At 49.4% G+C, this 26,893-nt stretch carries 12 protein-coding genes; 5 read left to right on the forward strand and 7 right to left on the reverse strand.

The features are described from left to right. Positions 1-7 precede the first annotated feature (7 nt). Positions 8-1,840 carry an Ig-like domain-containing protein gene (locus BQ7397_RS01505; protein WP_077074427.1) on the reverse strand — a complete coding sequence of 611 codons (1,833 nt, stop codon included), beginning with the start codon at positions 1,838-1,840 and terminating at the stop codon, positions 8-10. A 292-nt stretch (positions 1,841-2,132) separates the two neighbouring features. On the opposite strand from BQ7397_RS01505, the gene BQ7397_RS01510 reads away from it, so the two are divergent. Next, positions 2,133-2,705: a TetR/AcrR family transcriptional regulator gene (locus BQ7397_RS01510; protein ID WP_077074428.1), complete on the forward strand. Its 573-nt coding sequence runs from the start codon at positions 2,133-2,135 to the stop codon at positions 2,703-2,705. Positions 2,706-2,878: 173 nt separating this feature from the next. Beyond that, complete coding sequence (locus tag BQ7397_RS01515; protein WP_077074429.1) at positions 2,879-4,675, forward strand: oleate hydratase; 1,797 nt, start codon at positions 2,879-2,881, stop codon at positions 4,673-4,675. 804 nt (positions 4,676-5,479) lie between these two features. Here the strand turns inward: BQ7397_RS01515 and BQ7397_RS01520 are convergent. From BQ7397_RS01520 to BQ7397_RS01535, 4 genes are all read right to left on the reverse strand, one after another. Beyond that, positions 5,480-6,457, reverse strand: a complete 978-nt coding sequence (locus BQ7397_RS01520; RefSeq protein WP_077074430.1) for an ATP-binding protein — start codon at positions 6,455-6,457, stop codon at positions 5,480-5,482. Continuing rightward, a complete protein-coding gene (locus BQ7397_RS01525; protein ID WP_077074431.1) occupies positions 6,458-7,444 on the reverse strand; it encodes a DnaD domain-containing protein in 987 nt (328 codons plus the stop codon). Next, positions 7,434-8,015, reverse strand: coding sequence for a GNAT family N-acetyltransferase (locus tag BQ7397_RS01530; RefSeq protein WP_077074432.1), 582 nt, complete (start codon positions 8,013-8,015; stop codon positions 7,434-7,436). Before BQ7397_RS01530 ends, BQ7397_RS01525 begins: the two co-directional genes overlap by 11 nt. Before the next feature lie 802 nt (positions 8,016-8,817). Further along, positions 8,818-9,378 carry a cysteine peptidase family C39 domain-containing protein gene (locus BQ7397_RS01535; RefSeq protein WP_077074433.1) on the reverse strand — a complete coding sequence of 187 codons (561 nt, stop codon included), beginning with the start codon at positions 9,376-9,378 and terminating at the stop codon, positions 8,818-8,820. A 65-nt stretch (positions 9,379-9,443) separates the two neighbouring features. Here BQ7397_RS01535 and BQ7397_RS01540 point away from each other — a divergent pair, with 65 nt between their 5' ends. From BQ7397_RS01540 to BQ7397_RS01550, 3 genes are all read left to right on the forward strand, one after another. Then, positions 9,444-11,165, forward strand: coding sequence for an ABC transporter ATP-binding protein (locus tag BQ7397_RS01540; RefSeq protein WP_077074434.1), 1,722 nt, complete (start codon positions 9,444-9,446; stop codon positions 11,163-11,165). Then, complete coding sequence (locus BQ7397_RS01545) at positions 11,158-12,963, forward strand: ABC transporter ATP-binding protein (protein WP_077074435.1); 1,806 nt, start codon at positions 11,158-11,160, stop codon at positions 12,961-12,963. The genes BQ7397_RS01540 and BQ7397_RS01545 overlap by 8 nt, the downstream gene beginning before the upstream one ends. 112 nt (positions 12,964-13,075) lie before the next feature. Beyond that, positions 13,076-13,327: a GlsB/YeaQ/YmgE family stress response membrane protein gene (locus BQ7397_RS01550; protein WP_077074436.1), complete on the forward strand. Its 252-nt coding sequence runs from the start codon at positions 13,076-13,078 to the stop codon at positions 13,325-13,327. A 92-nt stretch (positions 13,328-13,419) separates the two neighbouring features. On the opposite strand, the gene BQ7397_RS01555 is transcribed toward BQ7397_RS01550, so the two are convergent. Continuing rightward, complete coding sequence (locus BQ7397_RS01555) at positions 13,420-18,534, reverse strand: S-layer homology domain-containing protein (RefSeq protein ID WP_077074437.1); 5,115 nt, start codon at positions 18,532-18,534, stop codon at positions 13,420-13,422. 1,020 nt (positions 18,535-19,554) lie between these two features. After that, positions 19,555-26,694 carry an InlB B-repeat-containing protein gene (locus tag BQ7397_RS01560; protein WP_077074438.1) on the reverse strand — a complete coding sequence of 2,380 codons (7,140 nt, stop codon included), beginning with the start codon at positions 26,692-26,694 and terminating at the stop codon, positions 19,555-19,557. Between the last annotated feature and the right edge of the window lie 199 nt (positions 26,695-26,893).

Consider the following 26,893-nt stretch of genomic DNA (forward strand, 5'->3'; position numbering starts at 1 on the left):
CAACCGATCATTTGCCGAGTTCCTCGCCATTCGTGCCTTTGGCGATAAAGTTTTGAGCAGGCATGGGGATGGGGGTGCCATCGTCCCTCTTGGGCATGTCACCCCACACTTGTTTCACGTAGAGGTCTTGGTATTTGGAAATGGCCACGCCGGAGACGGCGTAGTCTTCCGCTTTATCCGGGTTGGTCAAATCGGTTTTTAATTCGTAGACGGCGATGGTGCCCACATCTTGGGTCCCGGGATTTGTTCCTTTTGCGGGGAAATCACCGATGGACGTCGTGGTGCCTATTTGAACCATTTTGCCGGTCGTGGCATCGATGCCGTAGACGGCCATGTTCCCGCCGCCTGCTTGCAAGGTTTGCTTGCCTTCCAAGCTTCGGTCTTCAAGAGGCAATGTGCCCGGGTCTTTCGAGGACACGGCATCGGTGACGGTCCAGGTGGTGGTTCTGTCTGATGTGAATTCGCCCATGACCGTGGAGCGATTGTTCATGCCCACGCGGGTGGGGGTAGCTTCGCGAATTTGATCGCGGCTATAGCCTTCGGGAAGGATGAGGCGCACGGCGCCGGCTACCGGCTTTGTCGTGCCGTTTACTTTTTTATTCAGTAATACGGTGGAAAGATCCAACATATAGGACCCTTGTTTCGTGGTCCTCGGGGTGTAGAAGGTGTAGTAAAGTTCTTTGGTTTTTGTGTTTAGATTATGGTGCTTGGAGCTCACAATGCCCAAGTTGCCTTGAGCTTGAGCGGGGTTGTTGGAAAATTCCGTATCGGGCACAGAGGTGTTGGTGACGGAAATATTTTGGATCTCGCCGAGGCCGGAGCCTTTTACCGTAGTGAAGTTGGTTTTAAGGCCCAGGTCGTCTAAGTACGTATCAGAAGTAATTCTTACGGTCCAGCGGATGCCGGCCATTTCCCGGTCGTTGACGACGGGTTCGCCATAGGCGTCCACATTGACTTTGTAATTGTCGCCTTCTTGAATGACTTCGACCACATCGTCACGGCCCGGCTCGATAATGCTGGAGAGCATATTGCCGTTGGAATCCACGACCACGGGAAGCAGGTCTTTGGGATCGGTGACGCCGATGCCCGTCACTTTATTTATAATGGTAAATTTCTTGGCGTTGGGGTCGATGTTTGCCGTATTGTAGTCCACATCCACGGCCATGGGCACTTGGATGTTTTCGGTAATATCGTCTTTTACGGTGTAAGTAATGGTGTTGGCGGTTTTGTTGTAGACCGGGGGATCCGTAATGACCTTGCCGTTGTGGCTGAGTCGCTTTAAGGTGGAAGGGTCTTTTACCATGAGCTTGTCGTCTAAGTGCAGGGTGAATGTTTGGCCCTTTTTCACCGGGCCGTTGGCGACGGAGGCGTCGAAGCGGGTGAGGATGGTGAATTTCTTGTCTTCCAATCCTCCGGGATTCATGGGCGATGCCACGCGGACTCTTTCTTTTTCTTCCGAAAATTCCAGAGCCATTTCCTTGCTCTTGGCTTCGTCTTCGATTAAAGGCTTCGGCGCCTTTTCTCCCGACACCTCGACTTTATTCGCAGCGGGGTCGAAGGCCTCGCCGGTCTCCGCCTGTGCGGGGGCGCTTTGCGCGGGGCGCGTGGGTTGGTAGGTATTAGGTGCTTGCCGCTGCGGGCGGTAGCTGCTTGGCGCTTGGCGCTGCGGCTGATTTTGGGCAGAGGGGACGTACGCATCTCCCGGGACGAATTCCTCTTCGCTGACCGTGGCCCTGTTGTCGTTGTTTGAGCGCGCTTGTACCACGCCCGGTGTGACGACCTCCAGAATCATAATTAATGCCATTAATAGGCTGGCGACGCGTTTCAATGCAGATTTCATACTGACTCCTCCCCTGTATCCAATCTTCGTTTATCCGTGTATGATATGAAATCATTTTCTTATCTTTTTTATTATTTCTATCATAAATCATTTGTTTCGATTAAACAAGGTAATATTTGACCAATCACATAGTCTTTGTAAATTTTTTTTGAATTTTTTTCAAATCGACAAAAAGGTAGATTATTTTGCGTCTTTTCCAGGTTTTTTCGCCTGTGGTACAATGGATTTAAAAGGGAAGGGACGACGGCTCGGCGTTGCCTTTCTATATAATAGAAGAAAAGGAGGCGATCAAATGGCGAGGCAATACACGAAGGAATTGATCAAGCGAGAGTTTCTCCAACTGCTCGAGGAAAAAAGTTTTCATTCCATTACCATTGCCATGTTGGCGGAGCGATGTGAGATCAGTCGCAACACTTTTTACTACCATTACGAGGACATTTACACCCTGGTCAAGGAGATTTTGGCCGACGAGTTGGTGAAGGTGGATGCGGAGTTTAATGCCACGCTCTCTTGGGAAGAGGGGCTCATGCACGCGGTGTCTTTTCTTTTGGAAAACAAGAAGGCGGCGCAAAATTTGTTTCAGTCCATCGACAAGACGGACAGGGACGCCTATCTTTATGAGCTGTGCGATTCGGTGATGAGTCGCTATGTGGAATCGGTCTGTGAGGCAAAGGGCATTCGCGCCAAGGCCGAGGATAAGCGGCTGGTGACGGATTTTTACCGGGCGGCACTGGTGGGTCTCTTGGACAAGTGGGTGCAGGAGGGGATGCAGACCTCGCCCAAGGCGGTGATCGATCGCATCGGCCGCTTGTTCGACGGCAATATCGAGCGGTCTTTAAGGATCAGTGAATCGTTAAGTGAATAGTGTGGTGTACAGGGCTTTCTTCGGGAAGGTTTTGTACACTTTTTTTGTTTTGCCAAATTTCCGTGCAATGTTCTTTTCGCGACCTATGTTGTGACAAAAGCCGCTCTTTAACCGTTGTCGCCTCTCTCTTCGGCTCGTATGATGAGATTAACGAAACCAAGGGAGGGTTTATTATGAAGATTAAAACTTTTGACGAACGATTAAAACTGGATAACGGCGACTACGATCGCTTGGTTCATTCGAGAAAACCCAAGGGGATCGACGATAAGAAGGCTTACATTGTGGGCACGGGGATCGCGGGTCTGTCGACGGCGGGCTTTTTGATTAAGGACGCGAAGATGGATCCCTCGAAGATCGTGTTTTTGGAAAAAGATTCCATCGCCGGCGGCGCCCTGGACGGCAAGCTCCTTTCGGACTTGGGCTATGTGGCTCGTGGCGGCCGGGAAACGGGGCATCACTTCGAGGTGCTTTGGGATTTGTTGAGTGTGATTCCTTCTCGTGAGGATCCGGACATGTCCATTCTCGACGATTTGTATTACACGAATCTGGACGATCCCAATTTCAGCAACTGCCGCGTGACGAAAAATCGCGGGGAACGCTACGACAACGGGAAGTTTAATTTGTCCCGTGACGTGGTGAAGGAGATTCTGCGCCTGGTCATGACGCCGGATGAAAAGCTGGAAGGTGTGTCCGTGGAAGAGGTATTCAGCGACGAATTTTTGGAAAGTGATTTCTGGACCTACTACCGCACCATGTTTGCCTTTGAAAATTGGCATTCGGTTTTGGAATTAAAGCTTTACATTAACCGCTTTATCCACCACGTGGCCGGTCTGCCGGATCTGTCGGCCCTGCAATTTACCCGCTACGATCAATATGAATCCATCGTGGTACCTATGATGCGTTGGCTCAAGGACAAGGGCGTGCGCACGGAATATAATTGCGAGGTACTGGATGTGGAATTTGATCTGGCCGATGACAAGAAGGTGGCGACGAAGATCGTGGCAGTCGATGCCGAAACCGGCGCAGACAAATCCATGGCTTTGACGGAAAATGATCTGCTCTTTATTACCACCGGGTCTTTGGTGGAATCTTCCTCCTACGGATCCAACGACTCGGCGCCGGATCTTGCTATCGACGAAGAAAACAGCTTCCGCCTGTGGAAGACCATCGCCAAGAAGTCGCCTGAATTCGGACGTCCCGAGGTATTTGCATCGGACATCGCCAAGTCCAACTGGGAATCGGCGACGGTGACGGTGAAGAGCAAGGCCATCGCCAAGTACATCGAAGCCATCACCAAGCGCAGCCCCTACACGGGCAAGGTGGTGACCGGGGGAATCGTGACGGCGCTGGATTCTTCCTGGCTCATGAGCTGGACCATTAACCGCCAAGGCCAATACATCGACCAACCGGAGGATGAAATCGCCGTGTGGGTCTACGGTCTGTTTACGGACAAGGAGGGCGACTATGTGAAGAAACCTATGAAGGCCTGCACCGGCGAAGAGATCGCCAAGGAATGGCTCTACCACATCGGCGTGCCGGAAGATGAAATCGACGCGCTGGCGAAGGACACCTCCACCATTCCCGTGTTTATGCCCTATATCACGGCGCAGTTTATGCCGAGAAGTTTCGGCGACCGGCCTTATGTGGTGCCGAAGCATGCCGTGAACTTCGCCTTCTTGGGGCAATTTGTGGAAACCTTGGACGATCCAGGCCGCGACACGGTGTTTACCACGGAATACTCCGCACGCTGCGCCATGGAGGCCGTGTATGTGCTTACGGGCGTAGAAAAGAGCGTGCCGGAAGTCTTCGCTTCCCGCTACGACATGCGCTATCTCCTCGCCGGCATCAGTGCTTTAAACGACGGGGAAAAGCCCGATCTCAATCTCCCCATGGAGATCATGGTGAAGCTCGCGAAAAAAATCGGCGGGACAGAGGTAGAAAATATGCTGAAGGAATATAACTTAATATAGGTAGGAAATAGAAAAACGGGTCGATGGGAAGTCGGCCCATTCTTTTTTTACGCAGAGGAAAGATCGTTTTGTTTTGTTTTTTCTTCGCACACTTTATCTACAATCACTACGCCCGCATCTCCCCTCCCCCGGACCCTCATGACCTATCCCGACGAGCAAAGCGAGTCGTCGGAAGGTCAGATGCAGTCTTACACCGTTTCGAGAAGGCGAAGCCGAATCGAAATGGATGTATAGTTGTATCATGACCTATCCCTACGAGGGTCGCGAGTCGTTGGAAGGTCAGATGCAGTCTTACACCATTTCGAGGAGGCGAAGCCTTTTTGAAACGGATGTATAGTTGTAATGCCTATCGGCATTTGATTTGTATTGGGCTGCGTCGCAGAAAAAATATTTTGAGTTGGGCAAACTTACTTTTTTAATAAACGACAATAACCTGTCCGATACATCATTAATCTTGAGCGAAGAAGCCCAATAGGAATCGAAACCCGTCAGGGTTTCGCACATTAGAAAAGCGTTAGGGTTAAAGGGTGGGGGTCCGGGGGCGGGATAAGGGCGAATCGCAACGCCCTTTTTCCCGCCCCCGGATCTCAAAACCATGTAAGAATGAATATTTATACGAAGAAAGTAGCTTGATTTCAAAAAGAGAGCTACGCAATAAAACGAGGCCCCGCAGGAACCTTCCCGGAATTCAAAATCAAGTAAGAATGAAAATTTCGCCAAAGATAAAAAGTGTGCGAAGTAAAAGAAAAGCAAATAAAAAAGACCCGCGGTGGGTCTGGCGAACAAAGCCGCTTGTCCGCGGCTTTATTCGTTCTCCCACCTCAGGTCTTTTCCGAAGAATGCCATGGGGATGAATTTGTGGAAGATGCGGCTGAAGATTCTGTCGCCGTAGACGGCGGAAAGCTCGTTTGGCGTCAGATTGGTGTTGATGATCATCTTCTTGCCGTCGATCATGCGGCTGTTGACGATGTTAAAGAGCTGGGAGTTGGTGAAGCTGTTGTTGAGCTCGGCGCCCAAGTCGTCGATGATCAAGAGATCCGCCGTAAACAGGCTGTCGTAGGCCATTTTTATTTCGTCACCGGCGTTGCGATTAAAGGTTTTTTCTTCAAAGATGCGCACCATGCCGAAGGCGGTTTCGTAGACTACGGATTTTCCCGCCGCCATGAGCTCGGCGGCCACGGCGTGGGAAAGGAAGGTCTTCCCCAGCCCCGTGGGGCCGTAGAGGAGCAGGTTCATGTCGTTGGCCTCGTCGAAGGTGGCGACGAAATTTTCCGCCACGGTCAAAATCTCTTCCATGTTTTGCCGCGGGGAGATGCCTTCGTCGGCAAAGGGCATGTCGGAATAGATGTCCAGGCGAAAATTGCCGAAATTGTTTTTCTCGATCTGCCGCTCGATGTGGCTGGACCGGTGGAGATAGGCGGTGATCCGCTGCTTCATGCAACTGCAGCGGTTGCCGTCTTCCAAATAGCCCTTGTCCTTGCATTTCTCGCAGGTGTAGATGGGATTGAGGTAGTCGACTGGCAGGCCCGCTTCCGCCAGCATGGCCCGCGCCATGGCCTCGTAGGTTTTAAGTTCTTCCACGGCGGCGTTCTTTACGGTATCGTCGCCGGAAAGCAGGGTGGCCTTCGCCGCCTCAAAGCCCAGGTTGCGGATATTGTCCTCCACCTCTTCCAGACCAGGGGCCATGGCGTAGGCTTCCTGCCGGCGCTCGTAGAGTATCCGTTCGTTTTCTCGCCGCAGGGCGTCGTAATCGGCGCGTATTTTATCGAAGATGGATGCCATCTATTTCTGTCCTTTCCCCTCTATAAATTGGCGGCGCTTTCGTTGCGCCATTTTTTCCAAGGCCTCGGCGCTGTACTTCGCCGTGGCGGAGCCGGTCATGGGCCGGGCGTGGCTCACCCGCGGTGCCTTGGGCTTTTGATCCTTGGAAAGATCGTCGATCTTTTTAATGTCCTTCGCCTTCCACGCGGCCAGTATGCTTTCGAAGTAGCGCCAGTTGGGCTTGGCAATGCCGCCGGTGCGCTTCGCCGCCTCTTCCAGAAGCTCGAAATCCATTTCCGACACGTAGGATGTGACGGCGGCGGATTCCTCGGCGATGTAGGGCTTGTTGGAAAGGCCCATAAGCTGTAGCAGGTGGCGGTAGCGGTAGTAGGCCTCGTCGTGGGTACGGAAATTTTCCGCCAAGGCCTCCGGCGTGCGCACATTGGCATCGGCCCAGTTCCGCACGATCCCTTCGATATAGGGAACGGAGCGCTTGTTTTTTTCCTCGGTGCCGTAGCGGAAGGCCTCCAAAATCATTTCCGGCGTCATGTTGTACACCTCGCGCCAGGCGGCGATGTCCAGCTTTTGTTGGTAGGGCACCTGCTTGCGCATGTAGTATTCCACTCGGGAAAAGAGATTGGCCATTTCCGTGTCCTCCAAGCGGCGCACGAAATCGCTCTTGGTCTGCTGCGGACTGTAGACCTCCTTTGTGTAAAGTTCCTTCAGGCGCAAAAAGCGAATGCCGTAGCTTTCCCCTTCGTAAATCTTCTCCACGATGCCTTCCGATTCCCAATAGTCCCAGGCCCGCTTCACGTCGGTTTCCAAAAGATTCAGCCGGTCGGCCAGGGAACGATGATCCCCTTCGCCGCCGTTTAACGCCAGCTGCAGGCCCGCCAAATAGACCTTGACGAAATCCCCGTCGGCCTGGGGCATGTAGTCGTTTAAAAATATATTTTCAACGGGGGTGTCCCCCAAGTCAAATTGAAGTGTGTCCAATTTAAATTCCACGTCGCCACCTGCCTTTCGTCATTTCCATTTGATGTACCAACACCGCCGTAAGCTGCCGCATGCCCCGTATGTATTTTCGGTAGGGGTCGAAGGCGGCGTCCATAAGATCCTGCCGGCTCAGCTCCACCCACCGATAGGTGAGGCCCGTCTCCTCAAAGCCCAGGGACCGGTAGAGATGAATGGCCCGCCCGTTCCAGGGCAGCACCTCCAACAAAATCCGCTCCAGATTCAGATTAAAAAAGCCGTGATTCAACAGCCAGGTGACGGCCTCACGACCCACGCCGCCGTCGATGACCGCCCGGTCTAAAATAATGCCCACCTCGGCGGTGCGACTGATGCGGGAAATATTTTTCAGGCCCATGTAGCCCGCCGCACGGCCCTCCATGAGAATGGCGAAATACCTGTCCCGGCGGCTCTTCGTCTTCCAGCGGAACCAATCCCCCACCGTGTCCTCGTCTTCTAGAAAATTATACATGAAAAAGAGAGGGTCTTCGTAATCCGTCCAGGACAAAAAATCCCGAACGTGCTTTTCCTCTAAAGGCACCACCTGAATGCCGTGGGGGCTGTCCATAACACCCTCTCCTTTCTTAGCTATGATTGTACCATATGGAGGAGGAGGGGATTATTTTTTCTTTTTTGGTTTTTCGTTGTCTTTTCTTTTCGCCGAAGGGATGATTTGATTGCATAGCTGACTGATTAAAATCCGGTTTTCTATTTCGCTTAAATTTTATTCTTTCATGGCTTTGAGACCCGGGGACGGGGGAAAGGGCTCAGAGCGGAAGGCCGCATTTCCCCCGTCCCCGGGACCCCTACCCCCTTTCTGGCCACGTTTAAGTTGTAAGAAAATGCCTGCGGCATTTTCTACCAATTACCTTTTTCGTCGTCGCGATAGCAAACCTATGACATAAAAGCTGACCGGCACTGTGCAGGTGACTGGCCTCACTGACAACCCGCTACCCCTGCTTCTTCGAGCGAGCGTATTCCATTTTACGACCGCTCACTCATAAGCGACTCACTTTAAACACTCAACAGAGAAATTGCCCAATTCAAAATCTATCTATCCGCGACACATCCCAATACAAATCAAATGCCGTCAGGCATTTGCACTGCTAAAAAGCGTTTTGTGGGTGGAGGGGGATGGGGCCCCGGGGAAGGGGCAGAGGGCGAATCGCAACGCCCTAGCCCCTTCCCCGGGTTTAGGAGCCATGTAAGAATGGAAATTTAGATGAGAAAAGTAACCTGAATATATTGGGTCAGCTACGCTAAAAAAATCGACCTCCACGCAATTAACGCTCTTTTTCCCGCCCCCGGGAACTCGGAAAGCAAAAACAAGTTTTGAGCAGAATATAAAGAATATAATAGGAAAGAAAAACTTATTTTATAAAAAACATACTCCTATACACCATCCCCTTGACGAACAGTTCCTCAAACCGCATCTTATATCTCCTTCCCCAGGAAGAAAACCGTACATACAGCTCTCCCTCTTCCTCCACCAGCTCCGTAATGGTCACCCAGTGGTAGCGGAAGGCTTTATGGGGATGATTGGTGTTGAGTAGTGCCACGGGGCGATCGGCGGCGAGGGCGCGGAGGAGGAAGGCTTTGATTTCTTCATCCGTCGCCCGGGGCTTCAGAAATTCCACCTTATAGCCCATGCCCATGATCCCCATGGCTCGCACGAGGATGCGTCCGGCGGCGATGCCCCAGGGCCGCGGCGGGGCGGCGAGGAGGATCTCGCCCATGAGCTTCAGTGCCTCGCCTCTGTCTATTCGCCGCTTCCCTTCGGTATAGGCGATGAGATTGGCCAGGGCGGCGATGCCGCAGGCCCGGTCCACGCGATAGGCACTCCATTTGCCGCGAAGGGCGTTTTGGTCGAAGCCGTAGCCTCCGTCCACGTCGATGAAGTTTTTGTTTTTTAAAGCGGCCAGGGTCTTCATGTGTACGACCTTTCTATTCGGGTAGGTATTATAAGAACAAGTTTTTTTCTGAAAAGGATGGTGAAATGAAACAATACATTAAGCCTTATATACCCTTAATCATCGGCGAAGTTTTACTTATCGCCCTGAGTATTTTAGCGGACCTGTACCTGCCCCGGCTCATGAGCCACATTGTGGACGCCGGGGTCTTGAAGGGCGACGTGCCTTTAATTTTAAATAAGGGCGTGGCCATGATCGGCCTCGCCGCCCTCTCAGTCATTCTCATGACCGTGGCGGGGCTTATGGCGGCGAAAATTTCCATGGGCTTTGCCCGGGATGTGCGCGCCGGGCTCTTTTCCCACGTGCTCTCTCTGGATTTTCCGTCGTTTGAAACCTTCGGCGCCCCTTCCATTTTAACTCGGGCCACCGACGACATCAGCCAGTTGGAGCGCATGGCCGTGGTGGCGCTCAGGCCCTTGGTACGCGCGCCCCTCATGTTTATCGGCGCCGCCTATATGTGTCTCACCACAGACGTGAAGCTTTCCGCCGTAATTTTGGTCTCAGCGCCCATGCTTCTCGCCGTGGTCATTGCCATCGCCCGCGCATCCATTCCCGCCTTTCGCCAAATTCGAAAGCTGATGGACGAGATCAATCTGCACTTTCGGGAACGGCTCACGGGGATTCGCGTCATCCGCGCCTTTCGCAAGGAGGACTACGAAGACCGCCGCTTCGACGAGGTGAACCGGTCCATGCGCCGCACCTCGGAGCAGGTAAACAATTACCTGATCACCATGCTCCCGGCCTTTAATTTAATTTTTAATCTGACCATGGTGGCCGTCCTCTACTTCGGCGCCGGTCGCATCCACGCCGGCACCATGGAGGTGGGGGATCTCATGGCCTTTATCCAATACGTGATGCAGATTTTATTCGGCCTGAGCATGTTCGCCATGCTCTTTGCCATGTACCCCAATGCCAAGGCCGCCTACGACCGCATCGTGGAGGTCTTGAACACACCGCCGGCCAAGGAAAATGTGAAGGCGACGCTCCCCGAGGGCGGGGAAACCTCTCTCGTCTTCGATCACGTAAGCTTTGCCTATCCCGGGGCGGAGCGGCCCGTCTTGTCGGACATTTCCTTTGAAGTGAAGGCCGGGGAGAAAGTCGCCATTATCGGCGGCACGGGCAGCGGCAAGAGCACCCTCTTAAAGCTGATCCACCGCTTCTACCACGTCAGCGGCGGCGAAATCCGCCTCAACGGCGTGAATATCGAAGACCTTTCCGCCAAGGAGCTCCGCAGCCGGCTGGGCTACGCGCCGCAAAAGGCCATGCTACTCCTTAGAAGCGTGCGGGATAACATCGGCCTGTCTCACGATATGCCTTTGACCGATGATGAGGCGGACCGCTACCTTTCCATCGCCCAGGCGAAGGATTTCGTCTACGCCAACCATGAAGGCGTGGACGCCACCGTGGCTCAGGTGGGGAAAAACCTGAGCGGCGGGCAGAAACAGCGCCTGTCCATCGCACGGGCCCTGGCGAAAGAGCCCGAGGTGCTTCTCTTCGATGACGCCTTTTCCGCTTTGGACTTTCAAACGGACAAGGCCCTGCGCCGCGCCTTGGCGCCCATGACGGAAAAAGCCGCCACCCTCATCGTGGCCCAGCGGGTCATGACGGTGTTGGACTGCGACGAAATCCTCGTCCTCGACGACGGCAAGATCATTTCCCGCGGCACCCACGAGGAGCTCATGAAGTCTTCCACGGTGTATCGGGAAATCGCCGCCTCTCAATTGGGAGAGGAGGTGCTCTATGCCTAGATTAAAAGGCGTCACGGAGCGGGACCGCCGCAGCCTCCGAAGCGCCGACAGCCGCCGCATTATGAAGCGGCTCATCGGCTATTTAAATCAAGACAAGCTATACATGGCCCTGGCCATACTCTTTACGGCCACGGCGACGATTATCGACATTTTCACGCCCTGGATACTGGGCCTGGGCATTACGAATATCTACGATTCCATAAAATCCGGGGCGGGGATCGACTACGGCTATTTAAATCGCATCGCCCTCATTCTCCTCGCCATGTATATGACCTCGTCGATTTTCTACTTCTTCCGGGGGCGCATCCTCGTGAAGATCACACAGAAAACCGTCTTTACCCTGCGCAAAGAATTTTCCGAAAAAATTCAGCGCCTCCCCGTGGCCTATTTGGACCGCTTTACCGTGGGGGATCTCCTCTCCCGCATGACCAACGACATGGAGTCCGTGGTCAACAATATGCGGCAAAACATCGCTCAAATCATCAGTGCCGTGGTCACCATTATCGGCACCTTGGCCATGATGCTCTACATCGAGCCGCGGCTCACGGTGATCTCCCTGGTGGTGCTGCCGGTGAGCGCCCTGGTTACGGCGAAAATCGCCGGCATCAGCCAGCGCTACTTCCGCGCCAAGAGCCACGACATGGGCCGGGTGGACGGCTACATGGAAGAAATTATTTCGGCACAGGAAGTGGTCAAGAGCTTTACCTTCGAAGAGCGGGCCATCTCGGAATTTAACGAAATTAACGACGCCCTTTACGGCAACGCCTACATGGCGCAGTTCGTGAGCGGCGAAATCATGCCCCTTATGGGCTTTATCTCCAATCTGGGCTACGTGGCCATCGCCGTCTACGGCGGCTTTCTAGTCTTAAACGGCGCCATCACTTTGGGTGCCATTCAGGCCTTCTTCCAATACTCGCGCAAGCTCAATCAGCCCATCAGCGGCATGGCGGAAGTGGTGGGCGCATTGCAATCGGCCATCTCCGCCGCCGACCGCATCTTCCACGTGCTGGACGCCGAGGAAGAAGAGGAAGCCGCCGATCCCGTCGCCCTGAATGGATTAAAGAGCGAGGTCACCTTCGAAAACGTGCGCTTCGGCTACGAGAAAAACCAAGTAGTCATCGACGACTTCTCCCTCCACGTGCGCCCCGGGGAGACCGTGGCCATCGTGGGCCCCACCGGCGCGGGCAAGACCACCCTCATCAATCTCCTGATGCGCTTTTATGAGCCCGACGGAGGCAGCATCTCCGTGGACGGCGTGGACATTCGCCGCCTCAGTCGCGACGAGCTGCGCCGCCATTTCGGCATGGTACTCCAAGACACCTGGCTCTTCTCAGGCTCCATTAAAGATAATATCGCCTACGGCAAAGAAGATGCCACGGAGGATGAGATCCGCGCCGCCGCCAAGGCCACCTATGCCGACAACTTCATTCGCACCCTGCCCAAGGGCTACGATGAAATTATTACCGAATCCGGTTCGGAAATCTCCCAAGGCCAGCGGCAACTTTTAACCATCGCCCGGGCACTGATCTCCGACCCCGACATTTTAATCTTGGACGAAGCCACCAGCTCCGTGGACACGCGGACGGAAAAGCTCATCCAAAAAGCCATGGACCGGCTTATGCACGGCCGCACCAATTTCGTCATCGCTCACCGCCTCTCCACCATCGTCGGCGCCGACGTGATCCTGGTCTTAAAGGACGGAAACATTGTGGAACAGGGCAGCCACGACAGCCTCATGGCGCAAAAGGGCGAGTACTACGCGCTCTACCACAGCCAATTCGAAGGAAAAGAAATTTAGCCGATGCAGATGATTCTTTCGAAAACATTCCCTATTATTGAATAATTTTTGCAGTCTCGGGTACGTATTAATTAGCAACATAATATAGCAATTATTCGAAAGGAGTGCTTTCATGTTATTTTGGTTAATCTTCGGCGCATTGGCCGGATGGATCGCAAGTAAAATTATGGGCAAAAACGAATCCATGGGTGCCGTGGCAAACATCGCCACCGGTATCGTCGGATCCTTTATCGGCGGCTTTATCGCCAGCAATGTCTTTCACATGGGCAAGGTATCGGGCTTTAACCTTTACAGCCTGTTCATCGCCGTCATCGGCTCCGTGATCCTCCTCTGGATCGTAAACGCCGTGAAAAACAGAAAATAAGCACAAAAAAAAGGCCTCCCGCAAGGGAGGCTTTTTTTGTCGGGCAAAAGAAAAAAGACAGGCGACCCTGTCTTTTCTCATTTCATCGGGCTTTAGATAAAGCTCTTACCGTTAAGGCCCGTCCAATGTTCTGTCTTCATGTCGCGGTCGCGAATGAAATCGTGACCCATGGTGGCTTCCATAATCGGTTCAAAGTACCAATCGCTGCGCTTCACATCGCCAAAGCGAATCACTTCGGCGCGGTGCGCGTCGATCCAATAGAGATCGGCGTAGCGATTCAGCATACGGTTGGTAATTGAAGTAACTTCTGCGCGGGAAATGGCCTTTTCGGGGCGGAAGGTGTTGTCCGGATAACCCGAAATCCATCCCTTGCTTGCCGCAGAGCGAATGGCGGCATATCCCCAGTGGCTCGGTGCCAAGTCGCTGAACGCAATGTTATTTCCTTGAGCCAATGCGTCAAATCGCGAAGCGATGGCGGCGAATTCCGCGCGGGTAATGGGCTTGTTGGGCTTAAAGCTGCCGTCGGGGTAGCCGCTGACAATGCCAACTTGCACCGCATAGCCCACGGTGTTCGCATACCAGTCGCCGGCTTGAATGTCGCTGAAGCCCGTGTAGTAGCGTTGCCCTTTCACCGGGCGCTCTCTCAAGAGGCGGGTAAACATCGTGGCCACTTCCGCACGGGTCATGCCCTTGTTGGGGGCGAAATTGCCGTCGGGATAACCGATGAGGTATTGGTAGTGATCCCTGGTGTTCAACGCGTCCATACCGATATTCGGTTGATTCGGTTTGTTCGGTTGATCGCAACTGTTGTTGCAATCTCCCGGAACGGGCTTTTCGATGATCTTCGTGCCCGATTCCACGTAGACACTTACGCGCACAGTCTTCCTTACCCCGTTAGCAAATTCGATCTCAACTTCTGCCTCGCTCGTGCCTGATTTAGATACATCGGGCTCTTTTAGGATTTTAGTGACCTTAAAATCTTCGCCGGGCACATGGATCTTATTCTTGTAGTCTTCCTCTGTCGGCAGCTTGCCGATCTTCGTTATGACAGTGTCGGTAATGATCGTCGGCTCGAATGGACGTTTACTGTACTCGGCCGTAATGGTGGTGTCTTCAGCAAAAGTTTGCGTTAGGGCTTTGTCCCAACCTTTATGCTCATAACCCGTTGCCGGTATTACGGTGGGAGCCGGTACGGTCACTTCTTTATTGGGGTTCACATAGTAAACGGTCTTGCCGCTTAATTCACCATGCTCGCCCTTGGCAAATGTGACGGTGAGATAGCCTGCCGGCCTGTCGCTGCCGTCGGTTTTTTCTTGAGGAATCACATCGCCCTTTTCATTAAATTTCGCCGTAATTACAGTTTCCTCAGTGTATTGAACTTTTTCATTAACGGCACGATCCCATCCGACAAAGTCATAGCCGGTGATCGGTTTTACTTCGGGAGCATAACCTTTTAACTTGACAGCCTTGTTGGGATTGATGTAGACGACTTTTTCTACATTTCCGCCCTTTTCTGTCGTTTTAAAGGTGACGGTAATATAGCCGTCGGGTTTTTCATTTTCCCCGCCTTGAGGATTATCCTTCGGAACGACATCGGCGATCGGTTCATATTGTGCCTTAACTGTTTTGTCGGCTTTTAATTCGAAATCATCTTTTGTATCCCATCCGGTAAATTTATATCCGGTCTCTGCTTTAACTTCCGGTTTTACGATTGATTCGTCACCTAATGTCTTCGCAGGATCGGCCTTCGGATTCACGTAGTAGACCGCTTGGCCAATGATTTCTTTTCCATGTTCGCCCTTGACGAAGGTAAGGGTGACATAGCCTTCAGGCTTGTCGTTGGGTTTACCTTGATCGTCGGTCGAAGGAATAATATCTTTCCCTTTTGTGAAATTACCCTTTATCGTCGTTTCGCCGGAATATTTTGCCGGTGTCTTTGTGTCTTTATCCCATTCCTTAAACGTATAGCCGGTGTCGGCCACCGTCTTCGGTTGGGGAATGGTTACTTCCTTCGCAGGATTGACGTAGTAGACCGTGATTTCCTTATCTGCAATCTTTCCGCCTTCGCCTTCGATTTCAAAGGTGACCTTGACGTAGTCGGCAGGTACATTGGGCTTATCGTCGCCCTTTTGCGGAACCACATTGTCTACAACGGTAATGGGAACTTCAACGACAACGGTTTTGCCGTTGGGATATTTCACTTCGACCTTGGCGGTCGGTTTGCCCGATTTCGATACGTCCGGCGTACCGTCAGGGGTGTAGGTGAAGGTCGTTCCCTTCGGTAAGTTGTCTTTGTTATCGGGATTGGTCGGATCGTAAGGATTCTTGATCAGGTCTTTAGGATCGGGCAATTTGTCTATTTCCGTGATGGGATTTTCTTTTGCCTTCGGTCCGTTGACCAGTTTTTCAGCTTTTATATTGTACTTCGCTGTGATTTCTGTCTCTTCGGCGAAGGTGCCTTTTATCTCTGTGTCACCCGTTTCAGGTTTATCCCAAGAAAGATGGATGGTTCCTTTGCTTACTGTCCAGTTTTTGAACATGTAGGTGTAGGTGTTTCCGTTTTTGTCGGTAATTTCTCTACCTACGGGGTCCTTACTCGGGATGGTTACTTCTTTTGTCGGATTGACGTAGTAGATCGTGTCGGCCTTTGTTTCATCCGTGGCTTTGTCCGTGGGAATCAGCTTCACGGTGACGTAACCGTCGGGCTTTTCATTTTCTGATCCGTCGTCATTGGTCTTGGGGATGACGTCCTTCAGATTTTCAAAACTTCCCTTTACGATTGTATCGACGGTGTACGTCGCATCCTTTGTCGTATCTTTATCCCATTCCTTAAACGTATAACCGGTGTCGGCCACCGTCTTCGGTTGGGGAATGGTTACTGCCTTCGCAGGATTGACGTAGTAGACCGTGATTTCCTTATCTGCAATCTTTCCGCCTTCGCCTTCGATTTCAAAGGTGACCTTGACGTAGTCGGCAGGTACATTGGGCTTATCGTCGCCCTTTTGCGGAACCACATTGTCTACAACGGTAATGGGAACTTCAACGACAACGGTTTTGCCGTTGGGATATTTCACTTCGACTTTGGCGGTCGGTTTGCCCGATTTCGATACGTTCGGCGTACCGTCAGGGGTGTAGGTGAAGGTCGTTCCCTTCGGTAAGTTGTCTTTGTTATCGGGATTGGTCGGATCGTAAGGATTCTTGATCAGGTCTTTAGGATCGGGCAATTTGTCTATTTCCGTGATGGGATTTTCTTTTGCCTTCGGTCCGTTGACCAGTTTTTCAGCTTTTATATTGTACTTCGCTGTGATTTCTGTCTCTTCGGCGAAGGTGCCTTTTATCTCTGTGTCACCCGTTTCAGGTTTATCCCAAGAAAGATGGATGGTTCCTTTGCTTACTGTCCAGTTTTTGAACATGTAGGTGTAGGTGTTTCCGTTTTTGTCGGTAATTTCTCTACCTACGGGGTCCTTACTCGGGATGGTTACTTCTTTTGTCGGATTGACGTAGTAGATCGTGTCGGCCTTTGTTTCATCCGTGGCTTTGTCCGTGGGAATCAACTTCACGGTGACGTAACCGTCGGGTTTTTCATTTTCCGATCCGTCGTCTTTGGTCTTGGGGATGACGTCAGCGATAGCTTCATATTCTGCCGGAACAGTAACATCCTTGACAATGCGATATTCCTTCCCTTGTAACCAACCGGTAAACTTATAGCCTACATCAGGTGTAACTATTGGCCGATTGGCTAAGTTGTATGACTCGTTAACCAGATGCTTCAGTTGTTTATTGGCGTTCGGATTGACATAATAGACTGTTTTTCCCGAGGTTATCTTCCCGTGTACCTTCCCTTGCATACCATCGGTAAATGTTACAGTAACATAGCCGTCGGGTTTGTTATTGCTTGTGCCGTCATCATTGGTGGCAGGAATAATGTTTTTCAGCCCTTTGAAACTACCTTTAATCGTCGTCTCTGTGTCATACTTCTTGGCCGTCGTCGTGTCTGGATCCCACTTTTCGAACTCATAGCCGATGTCGGCGATCGTCTTCGGTTGAGGGATAGTCACTTCTTTTTTCGGATTGACGTAGTAGACCGTAATTGCATCGTCCGCAATCTTCCCGCCCTTTTCCGGGGACAAGACAAAACTAACTTTTACATAGTTATTCGGCACCGTGTCCGGTTTGCTTCCATCCGGATTTCCGGGAATAACATTGGAAACATATTGAGCTTCGATAGTGGTTTCCTCGTCGAATTGATGTCTCGGTTTGTCGGCAAGCTTGTATTCCGTTTCCGTTCCCTTGATTAACCATTTAGCAAATTGGTTGTCGCCGGTACCCGTGGGGTCTTCACCGGGAATAACCACTTTCGCAGCCGGGTTCACATAGTAAAAGTATTTTTGCGGTTTCTCTGCCTTTGTCGTCGGATCGACGGTAACTTTTACATAGCCATCGGGAACGTAGCTCGGTTTTTCCCCATTGGTCTTGGCTTCGTAAATGTTTTTGACGACCTTAATGGGAATATCAACTGTTTGAATTATGCCATCGGCACGAGTTACTTTTGCCTTCAAAGTGACATTGCGAGAATCTTCTGTCGCGTCGTCTTCTTTCAGCTTTTCATATAGCTTGTCTTTTAAATCGGCATCGGCAATGGGATTGCCTTCGTCGTCTAAAATTTGAAGCTTGTCATCATTCGTCAACGGTTGCGGGTCGCCATTAGCGTCTTTAATCTTGACTTGACCTTTTAAAGTTTCAAGTGTCGGAATAAAGTCGTTGACGTAGCCCGTGCCATCTTTAAAGGATTCTTTTACCTCAATCTCCTTCGCCTCAATGTCGTTGTTGTCCCAAATGGCGTAGAAGGTTTTGGCGGCTTTAATGGATTGATAGTCTGCATCCTTTACAGGCGTCAACGTACCACTTGCTTCGTCTTTAATGCCCCAGCCCTTAAAGGTTTCACGATCCTTCGTGGGATTTTCCGCCTTGTCCGTCAACGTGCCGTCGTATTCCACTTCCTTGACGATCTTTTGCTCTGCAGCAGGTTCAGTAATGGTGGCAAACTTCCCGCCATTGGCGTCGAAAGTCACGGGCAAGATTTCCGTCATGGTCAGCTTCCCGCCGTTAATGACGTCGTAGGTGAAGTCGTATTTATACTTGTGCGCTCCATCTAAGGTCGTGATAGTTTGATTAGCTTCATCCAAATGGTAGGTGGGAGTTCCCACTAAATCATTTTCATCTGCAAATTCAAGACCTTCAACGACTTTGACTTCAGGAACGTTCCTAAATGAAAGGCCAGGCGATTGATCATAGGGAAGGTCCGGTGGATTAGTGGGATCTATTTCGTCATTCCTAAGTTGTATAGAATCTGTGTCATTCTTAGGAAAAGTAATCAGGTTTTCGATTTCAACTCCATGAATATCTTTGTTCTTGGTATCGAATAAGCCTTCAACTTGGAGTCTCTCATTTTCTGGCAGGCTTGTCTTCCACTCGGATTCAAACTTCGTCGATGCAACCTGCCCAAGTTTCAATTTAAGTGGAATATCGGCAACATTCTTATCGCCTTCTTTAGTAAATGTTGTTTTCTCATCTGTTGTACCAATTTCCATAGCAAGCAACTTTACTTTATCCGAAATCTGATACTCTAAAAATGCGTCATATTTATAAGGCTTAAGCGTGTTGGAGTATAGTGGGAGAAGCGCTTCTTTGCCAAGCGCATCTGTCCACTTATATTCTCCCGCTTGATTTACATTAAGAGTATAACGGCCGAGCTCTTTGTTCGTCTTTGCATCTCTTTGTATAAAGTGAATCTTAGCATTTGTTAGATTTCCATTTGAGTCTTCGCCGAAGATTTCCTTCCATTGAAAATCTTTCAAAGTGCCATTGTCATTTAGCCCTTCTGTTTCAAATATAACGCGAATCCTACCATAGGCTGCTGCCTTTTCTTCATCTGTGGGATTTTGTCCGGGCAAATATGGGTTATCCGCAGAAAAGAATCCTGCGCCGGGTTTCCTCTTTTGTGTTTTTTGCTTTTCTCTCGCTTGTTTTTGGATGGCCAGAATGGTCTTGTTGTCCAGTTTCGGATATGACTTGGTATCCAGCTCTCCAACTTTCACGAGATCTTGTTTCTTTTCCGAGTTGAAATTATTCCCGGAAGCCCATGCCGCTTGTGGCGCAATTACTTGCACCACCATCAGCACAGCCAGCAAAAATGCTGTTAGCTTGTTTTTCAAGATACCTTCTCCTTACTTAACCGTGTAATCTTTCACCTTAGAACACAAGCCGTCTTTTTCAGCCCAGTAGTGAATAACATCGCCGGACTTAACAGCTTGAGGCAAGGTGAAAAATACAGTTGTTTCTTCCACGATTCGTCTTCCCTTTCGGATTCGCGTTGTTTTCGTTTCCGAATCTATGATTTTCGATTGTCCGCCGATGGTCATCTCCAGTTTACCTGTCGCTCCATCTAAGAGTTTTAATACATAGATCGTTTTATCACCCGAGTTGGGAAGTTGGATATCCATATCAGGAATCGCCATTCCCATTGCGTATATCTTCGTATCTACGCTGTAATTGCCTTTGAGCAATCCTTCTACCAGCGTGACATTTTCCCAGCCTTCAAATTTATTTGCACCCGGTCGGTTGTAAACCGTCGGCGGCGTAATGGTGACATCTTTATTTGCTGCTACATAGAACTTGCTGGCGGTCCTCATAAAGGCTTTTGTATCATCGACAACAAATTCTACGAGGACCATACCTTCCGGCTTATCGTCTTGAAGTTTGTCGTCCGGTGTGACTTTCGGGTCGATGGGGATGACGTCGGCCATGGGTTCGTATTGGGCGGTGAAGGTTGCGTCTTTTCCTTCAAGCTTCAACTCATTATCCCAGCCGCTATTCGCATCTTTTGCCCTGTAGTATTTGTTCGGAAGGATTCCGGGAACGACGAGGCCATTTGCTTTGGCTTGCTCAAGGCTGTAGTCTTTCGCCACTTTGTAGATGACCGGTTTTTCTTGCTCAACATCGGCAAGCTTTAATTTACCGTGGTCGCCTTTGAGGAAAGTGACCTTGATGAAGTGTTCTTTATCGACGGTGTCGTTTTCACCGATCTTCTTTACAGCTTCTTCCCATTGAGCCACGAGGGTTTTCTTTTCCGTGATTTCACTGTCGAGGTTAAAGAAGGCATCTTCGTCTTCTTTGCCTTTTTCTTTCCAGCCCATAAAGACGAAGCCGTCTTTCGTCGGATTGTTTACCTGATCCTTAACCAGCTTGCCGCCGTGTTGCACTTCTTGGAAGGGCACGGTGCTTCCGCCTTGGGTATCGAAGTCAACTTTGTGTTTTACGAGTTCCCATTGGGCGGTAGCGGTTCTTGCTTTTTCAAGTGTTACGGAATCGCCGGGTTGATAGATGGTGTCGTCGCCGTCGAGCTTCCAGCCAACAAAGAGTGAATGGTCTTTCTTCAAACTGTCGGCTTTTGCAAGGATGACCGTTCCGCCATACGGTGCGGACTGCTGCGCGGGTACGGTGCCCGTTCCTCCGCCAGCATCGTAAGTTAAGGTGATGTCGTTCTTGGTGAACTTCGCCACGTATTCACGATTGCCCTTGATGGGATTGGTGTAGTCGATGGTTTCTACCCATTTGTCAAAGGCGTAATTCGCATTAGCTTCCGTTGCGGGAATAACCAATTCGTTTTTGACGCCTGCCGTCGCTGTGTCGACTAATTTGATATTCGCTTCGGGATTGACGAAATAGGTTTTGTTGCCGCCTGTAATTTTGCCGTTTTCTCCGGCGATAAATTTGACGGTGACGTAACCTTCGGGTTTTTTCACGCTGTCGTCAGTTTTTTCGACGATGTCGTCGGTCTTAACGAAGTTAAATTCGTAGGTCTTTTCCGCAGTGATCTTTTCGGCTTTGATTTCAGGTGACCAGGTTCCGCCGTTTGCCGTGTAGCCGATGTTCGGGGTCTTGGTCACAGCTTTTGCCGAATCGGTCATGTCGACTTCAACTTCCGGGGATACATAGTAAACTAAGTCGCCGGATACGGTGCCGCCTTCGCCTGCCTTGAAGATGACTTTGACGTAGTTGGCCAGGGCATCTTTCGGCCGTTGTCCGCCCGGTGCTTCGGGAATGATGTTTTTGTGAACTTCCACGGGAATGACGACGGGGTTTTCGTTGGTGCCTTGGGTGGTTCCGTCTGTATAAGTGACAATTACTGTGGCTTTTTGTTCGCCCGGTTTCGACGGATCGGGTTTGTTAATCACTTGAATTGACTTAATCTCTTTGCCTTCTTGAGGTGTAATTTGTTTGATTAAATCGTCGTTTGTTATTTCTTTGCCTTGTGGTGTGTCAAGCTTTTTAGTCTTTAATGGCTCAACTATAGGTTCTGCTTGAATTGATTTTTTATAAGCCGCTTCGATGACGGTGACCTTGTCGGTGTATTTGTTTTTCGCCAAGTCGATTTTCGCCGCAGGCGTAACATCCGTTAAGCTGTCATCAGCTTCGCCGGTTTTTACCTTTTGCCATTCTTTGAAGATATAGTTGACATCTTTTTCTCCAAGGCCGACGAAAGTAAACTTTTGATTTTTTTTACCAACAGGATCTGTAGCCGGAATAGAAACTTCCTTCGTCGGGTTGACCCAGAAGGTTTGCGTTTGTTTTTCGTCAGTTCCAAGTTCAGCATTTGCCGTCTTGTCAACGATGACTTTAACGTAGCTGCTCGGTACAGGCGGTTTCTTATTCGGATCGGTTTGTTCTACGACATCGGCAGCGCCTACCGGTTGAATGATCGTAGCTGTCGTAAATTTATGACGTTTCGCAAAGTCGAATTTTCCATTTTCTTTGCCGTCATCATTTTGACCAGCTTGATCTGCTGTCCAATTGACAAAGGTCGACGAGCCATCCGGTTTAACTTCGGGGATTTCTACCCAAGCATTTTTATTTACCCAGTAAATTTTGTCGTCCTTGGAGTCCATGTCTCGGGTGGGTTTGATTGTAACCATGACATAGTCGCCGGTGACGTCTTTCAGTCCGCCGTCTTTAGCTTCTTTACCTTCGGCTTCCGTTAAGAAGAGGGGCTTGTCGCCGGCCTTGTTCAATGCCTCGTAGACGTTTTTGTAAACCGTAATCGGAATATCAAGCTCTTGGGGTTCTTTTCCGTCTTTGAAGGTAACTTTGGCCTTGACGTTTACGGTGCGGACCAATTGATCCTTGTCGGCGGCTTTCTTTTCATTGACTAACTCATAAACTTGATCGTCTGTTGTTAATTCATTGCCGGCTTCATCGAAGAACTTTATTACAGCTCCTTCCGGAAGTGGCTTTTCGACATCTTTTTCTTTCCAGACGAGTTGTTTCTTTAAGTCTTCAATCTTCGGAGCAAAGTCGTTGGTCCACGTACCCTTCGGATCTTTAAAGGCTTCGGTGCGTACCAAGCCGGATGCCGTGAGGCCCGACCATTCGAAGTAGGCGGTAAACTCGTGGGGCTCGTTGATGATCGTGTTGTTGTTTAGCAGCGGTTTGTTATCCCACTTAGTAAATTTCTTGCCGGTTTCCGGGGTGATATAGTATTTGTCTTTATCTGCAGTTTCGCCTTCTGCCAATTCTTTCGGAACGGGAAGGAGGTCGGACTTCAGTCCCTTGATGACGTCGTAGTTAATTTCTGTGATGTCTTTGCCTTGGGCATCCTTACCAAAGGATCCGCCTTTGTCCGCCTTAAAGGTCACTCTTACATAACCATCCGGTACAGGATCATTTTTATCTGGCACTTCGATGATTCTGACGTCCTTATAATAGAAGGTAATTTCATCTTTGCCTGTGCCGTTGATGCCTTTGAATGCATTTGTTTCTTCATCAACATCGAAGAAGAGTTGTTGTTGGGGCTTTTCATTTTCAGCTAAAACCCAACCCGGGATGGGCCGGTAGTTTCTGGCATCGAAGTGACGGTTCCCATTGGAAACTTTTTCTTGGTCAATGATCTTCCCTTTTTCCGGATCGTCTTTAAACCGTTCGTCGATATAGTTGACCTTGTAGTCGCGGGTCCTAAATGGTCTGTAGAAGAAGTGGAAGACATTGTTTTTTACATCGGGATTGTCTTCTACTTGATTGGTTGCCGGATTTAATTTCTTTGCCGGTTCCACACGGAATTGTTGGAAGAAGGTGTTATTGGCCTTCACCCTTTTATTATATTCTTCATATAGCGTCTTTAAGTCACCGGTTAATTTTTCTTCAAGCTCCTCATGAGAAGCAAGCGTCAATTCGTCATTTTGTTGGTCTCCGGTTGTGGCAACAAGATAGTTTGCACGCTTATTAGCTAAAGTTTGTACAAGTGGCTCTTTTGTTTCTTTGCTCAAATCCAAGCTTAAGAAGTGGTGTACTACCTTTACATCGACTCTGTCGTTAGGAACCCAAATGGCCTTTAGATAGATGGGAGCTACCACATCATTGCCAAAGGAATAAAGTTCCGGAACCTTATAAGTTTCTCTATAAGAGTTGTCAATTTCGTCTGTATAGTCGCCTTTTTGATTCTTCTTATAACGAATGACTTCCCAACCCATAAAGTCGTAGCCTTTTCTTGTAGGTTTATATTTCGGCTCTACAAGCTTTTGTCTTTGAATAACTGTAAAGACTTGCTTGTCGCCATCATTAGCTTCTTTTTTCGCATAGGTATTTATTTCTTCTTGACCTATGTCGCCTTCTTGGATTTTCTTGCGACTTGTAGTTAAATTATCTTCTTTAATATTTCTTAAAGCTCCGCCGTTCGGGTCGAAGGTGACCTTCCATTTGTAGTCAGGCTCGCCCCACTTGGCATAGAGATTGACCGGGTGGTTAGGCATTTTTTCGCCCGCGTTTTCCCAAATAAGCTTCGTGCCGGCAGGGTCTAATGCCCAGCCCTTAAAGACCATTTGGTCTGAAAGATTATCCGGTCTTTTAACTTTTAACTTTCCATCAGTATCTGTAAATACTAAGTCTTTAAGGCCTAATGTTTTTAAATTATCCGGATTATCCAATAAGTTGGCAGGATTATCTTTTTTATATTCTTCGTTTCCTTTTAAATCAGGGCTTAAAGCCTTTAGAGGAAATTCGTAGAAGGTTTGTAGTTGGTTGGTTGAGTTAAATTCATTGTCGCCCTTAATCTTTGATGGGTCATAGTTAAATCTTAGTGGGTACTTGTTACGAGAGTATTCGAATTTAATGTAGCCGTTTGTTTTGAAGGCATTACCATCTAAAGAATCGCCCCAGTCATCGGCATTGTTAAAGAAGGCGTAAATATATGGCATCTTACCTAGAGGGCGTACATTTCCATACATATCTGTGTATGTCTTAGTAGGAAATGGTGTTACTTTTGCACGCTTTGCGTTTATACCATCTACGTCATCTTCAGTAAAAGGATCCATTATTTCGTAATCTCTTTTTGGAGTAAAGCCTTGGACCGTGGAGTACCTGTGTTGATAAGTTGGGGATTTAGTATCTGCCTTAGACCTGTATAGGTCGTAGCGGACAATTTTTTCGCCCGGCTTAAAGCCATCCATCCAAAAGTCCATGTGGTGTGGCATAGAGCCTACATTCTGTTTTATACCGAAGGATAGAGTTGTAAAATCCCATGTATCTACGGGTATGGTTGTTCCATCACCCTTATCTATCGGTTTCTTATAGCCGCCCCAGTTAATGTAGTTTGGCATGTCCAGGAATTCATCGGCATTTAATCGATAAGGAGGTGTGTCCAAGTGAAGGGGCCAATTTGGGCTAGTATAGTTTGGTCCCCAGCCGAAGGATTGCATCTTAGGACTAAAGCCCTTGGTTTGCATGGCGTCGTTTGGCCAGCCTAGCATGAGCTGGTTAAACCTTGCCTGGTAGTGGTAGGGATCGCCTGGGCCTCCTAATTTTACTTGATTATTATCTTTGTCAAGTCCCCAAATTTCAGGGTAAAAGGTGTTTTCCGGAAAATATTTTTTTTGATAATTGGACTCAGTAAAGTAGAGGTCATAGACTTGTCTGTCGTAGTAGATATTGTAGACAGTCTTACCTGTTGGATCGACAGACTTAACTAAGTTTACATTTGCAGGGTCCTTGTTTTGGTCATGAGTTAAATCTTGGTTGTAGACATAGAACTTGTTTAGATAAGGATTTCGGCCAGAATTAAATCTTGCGCCGGCCCATATCTTATTTAGACGAGTTTGGTCCAGGTCCGGAAAGACGATGTCTTTGACAGGTTCATTATCCAGGTCCGGTCTCGAGCCTGTGGCTTGGTCTTTATAGACACGCGTGCCGATATAGTCGTACTTATCTAAAAGAGAGGCATCATCGGCATGGTCTGCCTTTTCTGCCCAGAATTGGACGGCGTAGCCTGCCTTTTCCTTGTCCTTCCACACGGCGGTGAAGGTAACCTTGCTTGGCGGCATTTTTATATCTGCAGCTAGGTTCAAAATAGCCTTGCCATTCGTATCTTTGATGATTTCATTTGCCCTATATTTGCTTCCATCTATAGTTTCTAAATCAACAGACGGTTTCCAGCCTTGGAATGTACCGCCGACTTTTGTAGGAATAGATTCATCGGCAATTTTAGGAATCACTTGGCCGTAGTAAAGGGTGCGAGCCGGAAGTTCTGTTCCGCCTGCAGTGTCATAAACGACATCGTAGTGGGCACGGTTGTAGCGGTATTCTAAGATAAAGTTCTCGGCATTTTCCGGAACTTGCATGTTGATAGATTCAGCTTCCGGAACAAAGCCTTTTCTTCGAAGATCATTTTCATTCAAGGGGCTGACTTCCATGGTGGATCCGGTATTACCTTGTTGAGTGGTAATAAGCTCCCCTTCTTCTCCCACACTTCCGTCAGGATTTGTGTATTTAGTAAAGTCTTCCAAGTCTTGGAAGACGTGTTTGATTGTAATTCTGTTACTTTTAGCCGTGTATTTAAAATCTTGCTTGTCGGAATATCTTAATCCGTTAGCATCATTTCCTGTTGCGTTTTTTCCATCTGCAGCTTCTTTAACAGTTTTGTAGTCGATTGTAAAATCATCTTGCGGTTCGTCATAACCGGCGAGAGCAGGTAATTTTATGGTCTTATTGACCTTTGCTTTTTCAGCATCTGTTGCATTTTCCCCTACACTGGCGATATAGGGTTGGTAGTCAACATAATACTTTTCGCCTCTTTGCACCTTGTAGTCGGTGCGCAAGGTATAGATAGCCGGCTGGTCGGGATTTTTAATTAAATCCGCAGCCGTTTCATTCGGCCCCAACTTGGCCGGCTGCACCTTAGGCTCCTTCTGGTTAATGATCGTCGCCTTGTCCTTGGTGAGGTCTTCGTGGTTCACCTGCGCAAAGGCGCTCATGGGTCCGGACAGTACCATGGTCAGGATCAATGTCCAGAGACAGAGTTGTTTCAAAATGTTTTTCATATGCCCCTCCTATTTATTGTTTCCATCTATATCATTCGTCCTTCGGCAAGCCATTGCTTGTGCCGAGTATGAAAGAATATTTGCATATAGTGACTCACTATTATATTATCCTTGTTTTGTTCACTTAGCAAGCCTTTTCACTGCATTCAAACGTTTTTAGCCTGTATTTTTCTATGGGAAAAAATATATCGGCGGATCG

Origin of the sequence: Aedoeadaptatus urinae, from assembly GCF_900155585.1 — a bacterium.
Lineage (GTDB): Bacteria > Bacillota > Clostridia > Tissierellales > Peptoniphilaceae > Aedoeadaptatus > Aedoeadaptatus urinae.

Coding starts and splice junctions, on each gene's coding strand:
- BQ7397_RS01505 (WP_077074427.1), bottom strand. CDS start 1,840: ATGAAATCTGCATTGAAACGCGTCGCCAGCCTATTAATGGCATTAATT.
- BQ7397_RS01510 (WP_077074428.1), top strand. CDS start 2,133: ATGGCGAGGCAATACACGAAGGAATTGATCAAGCGAGAGTTTCTCCAA.
- BQ7397_RS01515 (WP_077074429.1), top strand. CDS start 2,879: ATGAAGATTAAAACTTTTGACGAACGATTAAAACTGGATAACGGCGAC.
- BQ7397_RS01520 (WP_077074430.1), bottom strand. CDS start 6,457: ATGGCATCCATCTTCGATAAAATACGCGCCGATTACGACGCCCTGCGG.
- BQ7397_RS01530 (WP_077074432.1), bottom strand. CDS start 8,015: ATGGACAGCCCCCACGGCATTCAGGTGGTGCCTTTAGAGGAAAAGCAC.
- BQ7397_RS01535 (WP_077074433.1), bottom strand. CDS start 9,378: ATGAAGACCCTGGCCGCTTTAAAAAACAAAAACTTCATCGACGTGGAC.
- BQ7397_RS01540 (WP_077074434.1), top strand. CDS start 9,444: ATGAAACAATACATTAAGCCTTATATACCCTTAATCATCGGCGAAGTT.
- BQ7397_RS01545 (WP_077074435.1), top strand. CDS start 11,158: ATGCCTAGATTAAAAGGCGTCACGGAGCGGGACCGCCGCAGCCTCCGA.
- BQ7397_RS01550 (WP_077074436.1), top strand. CDS start 13,076: ATGTTATTTTGGTTAATCTTCGGCGCATTGGCCGGATGGATCGCAAGT.
- BQ7397_RS01560 (WP_077074438.1), bottom strand. CDS start 26,694: ATGAAAAACATTTTGAAACAACTCTGTCTCTGGACATTGATCCTGACC.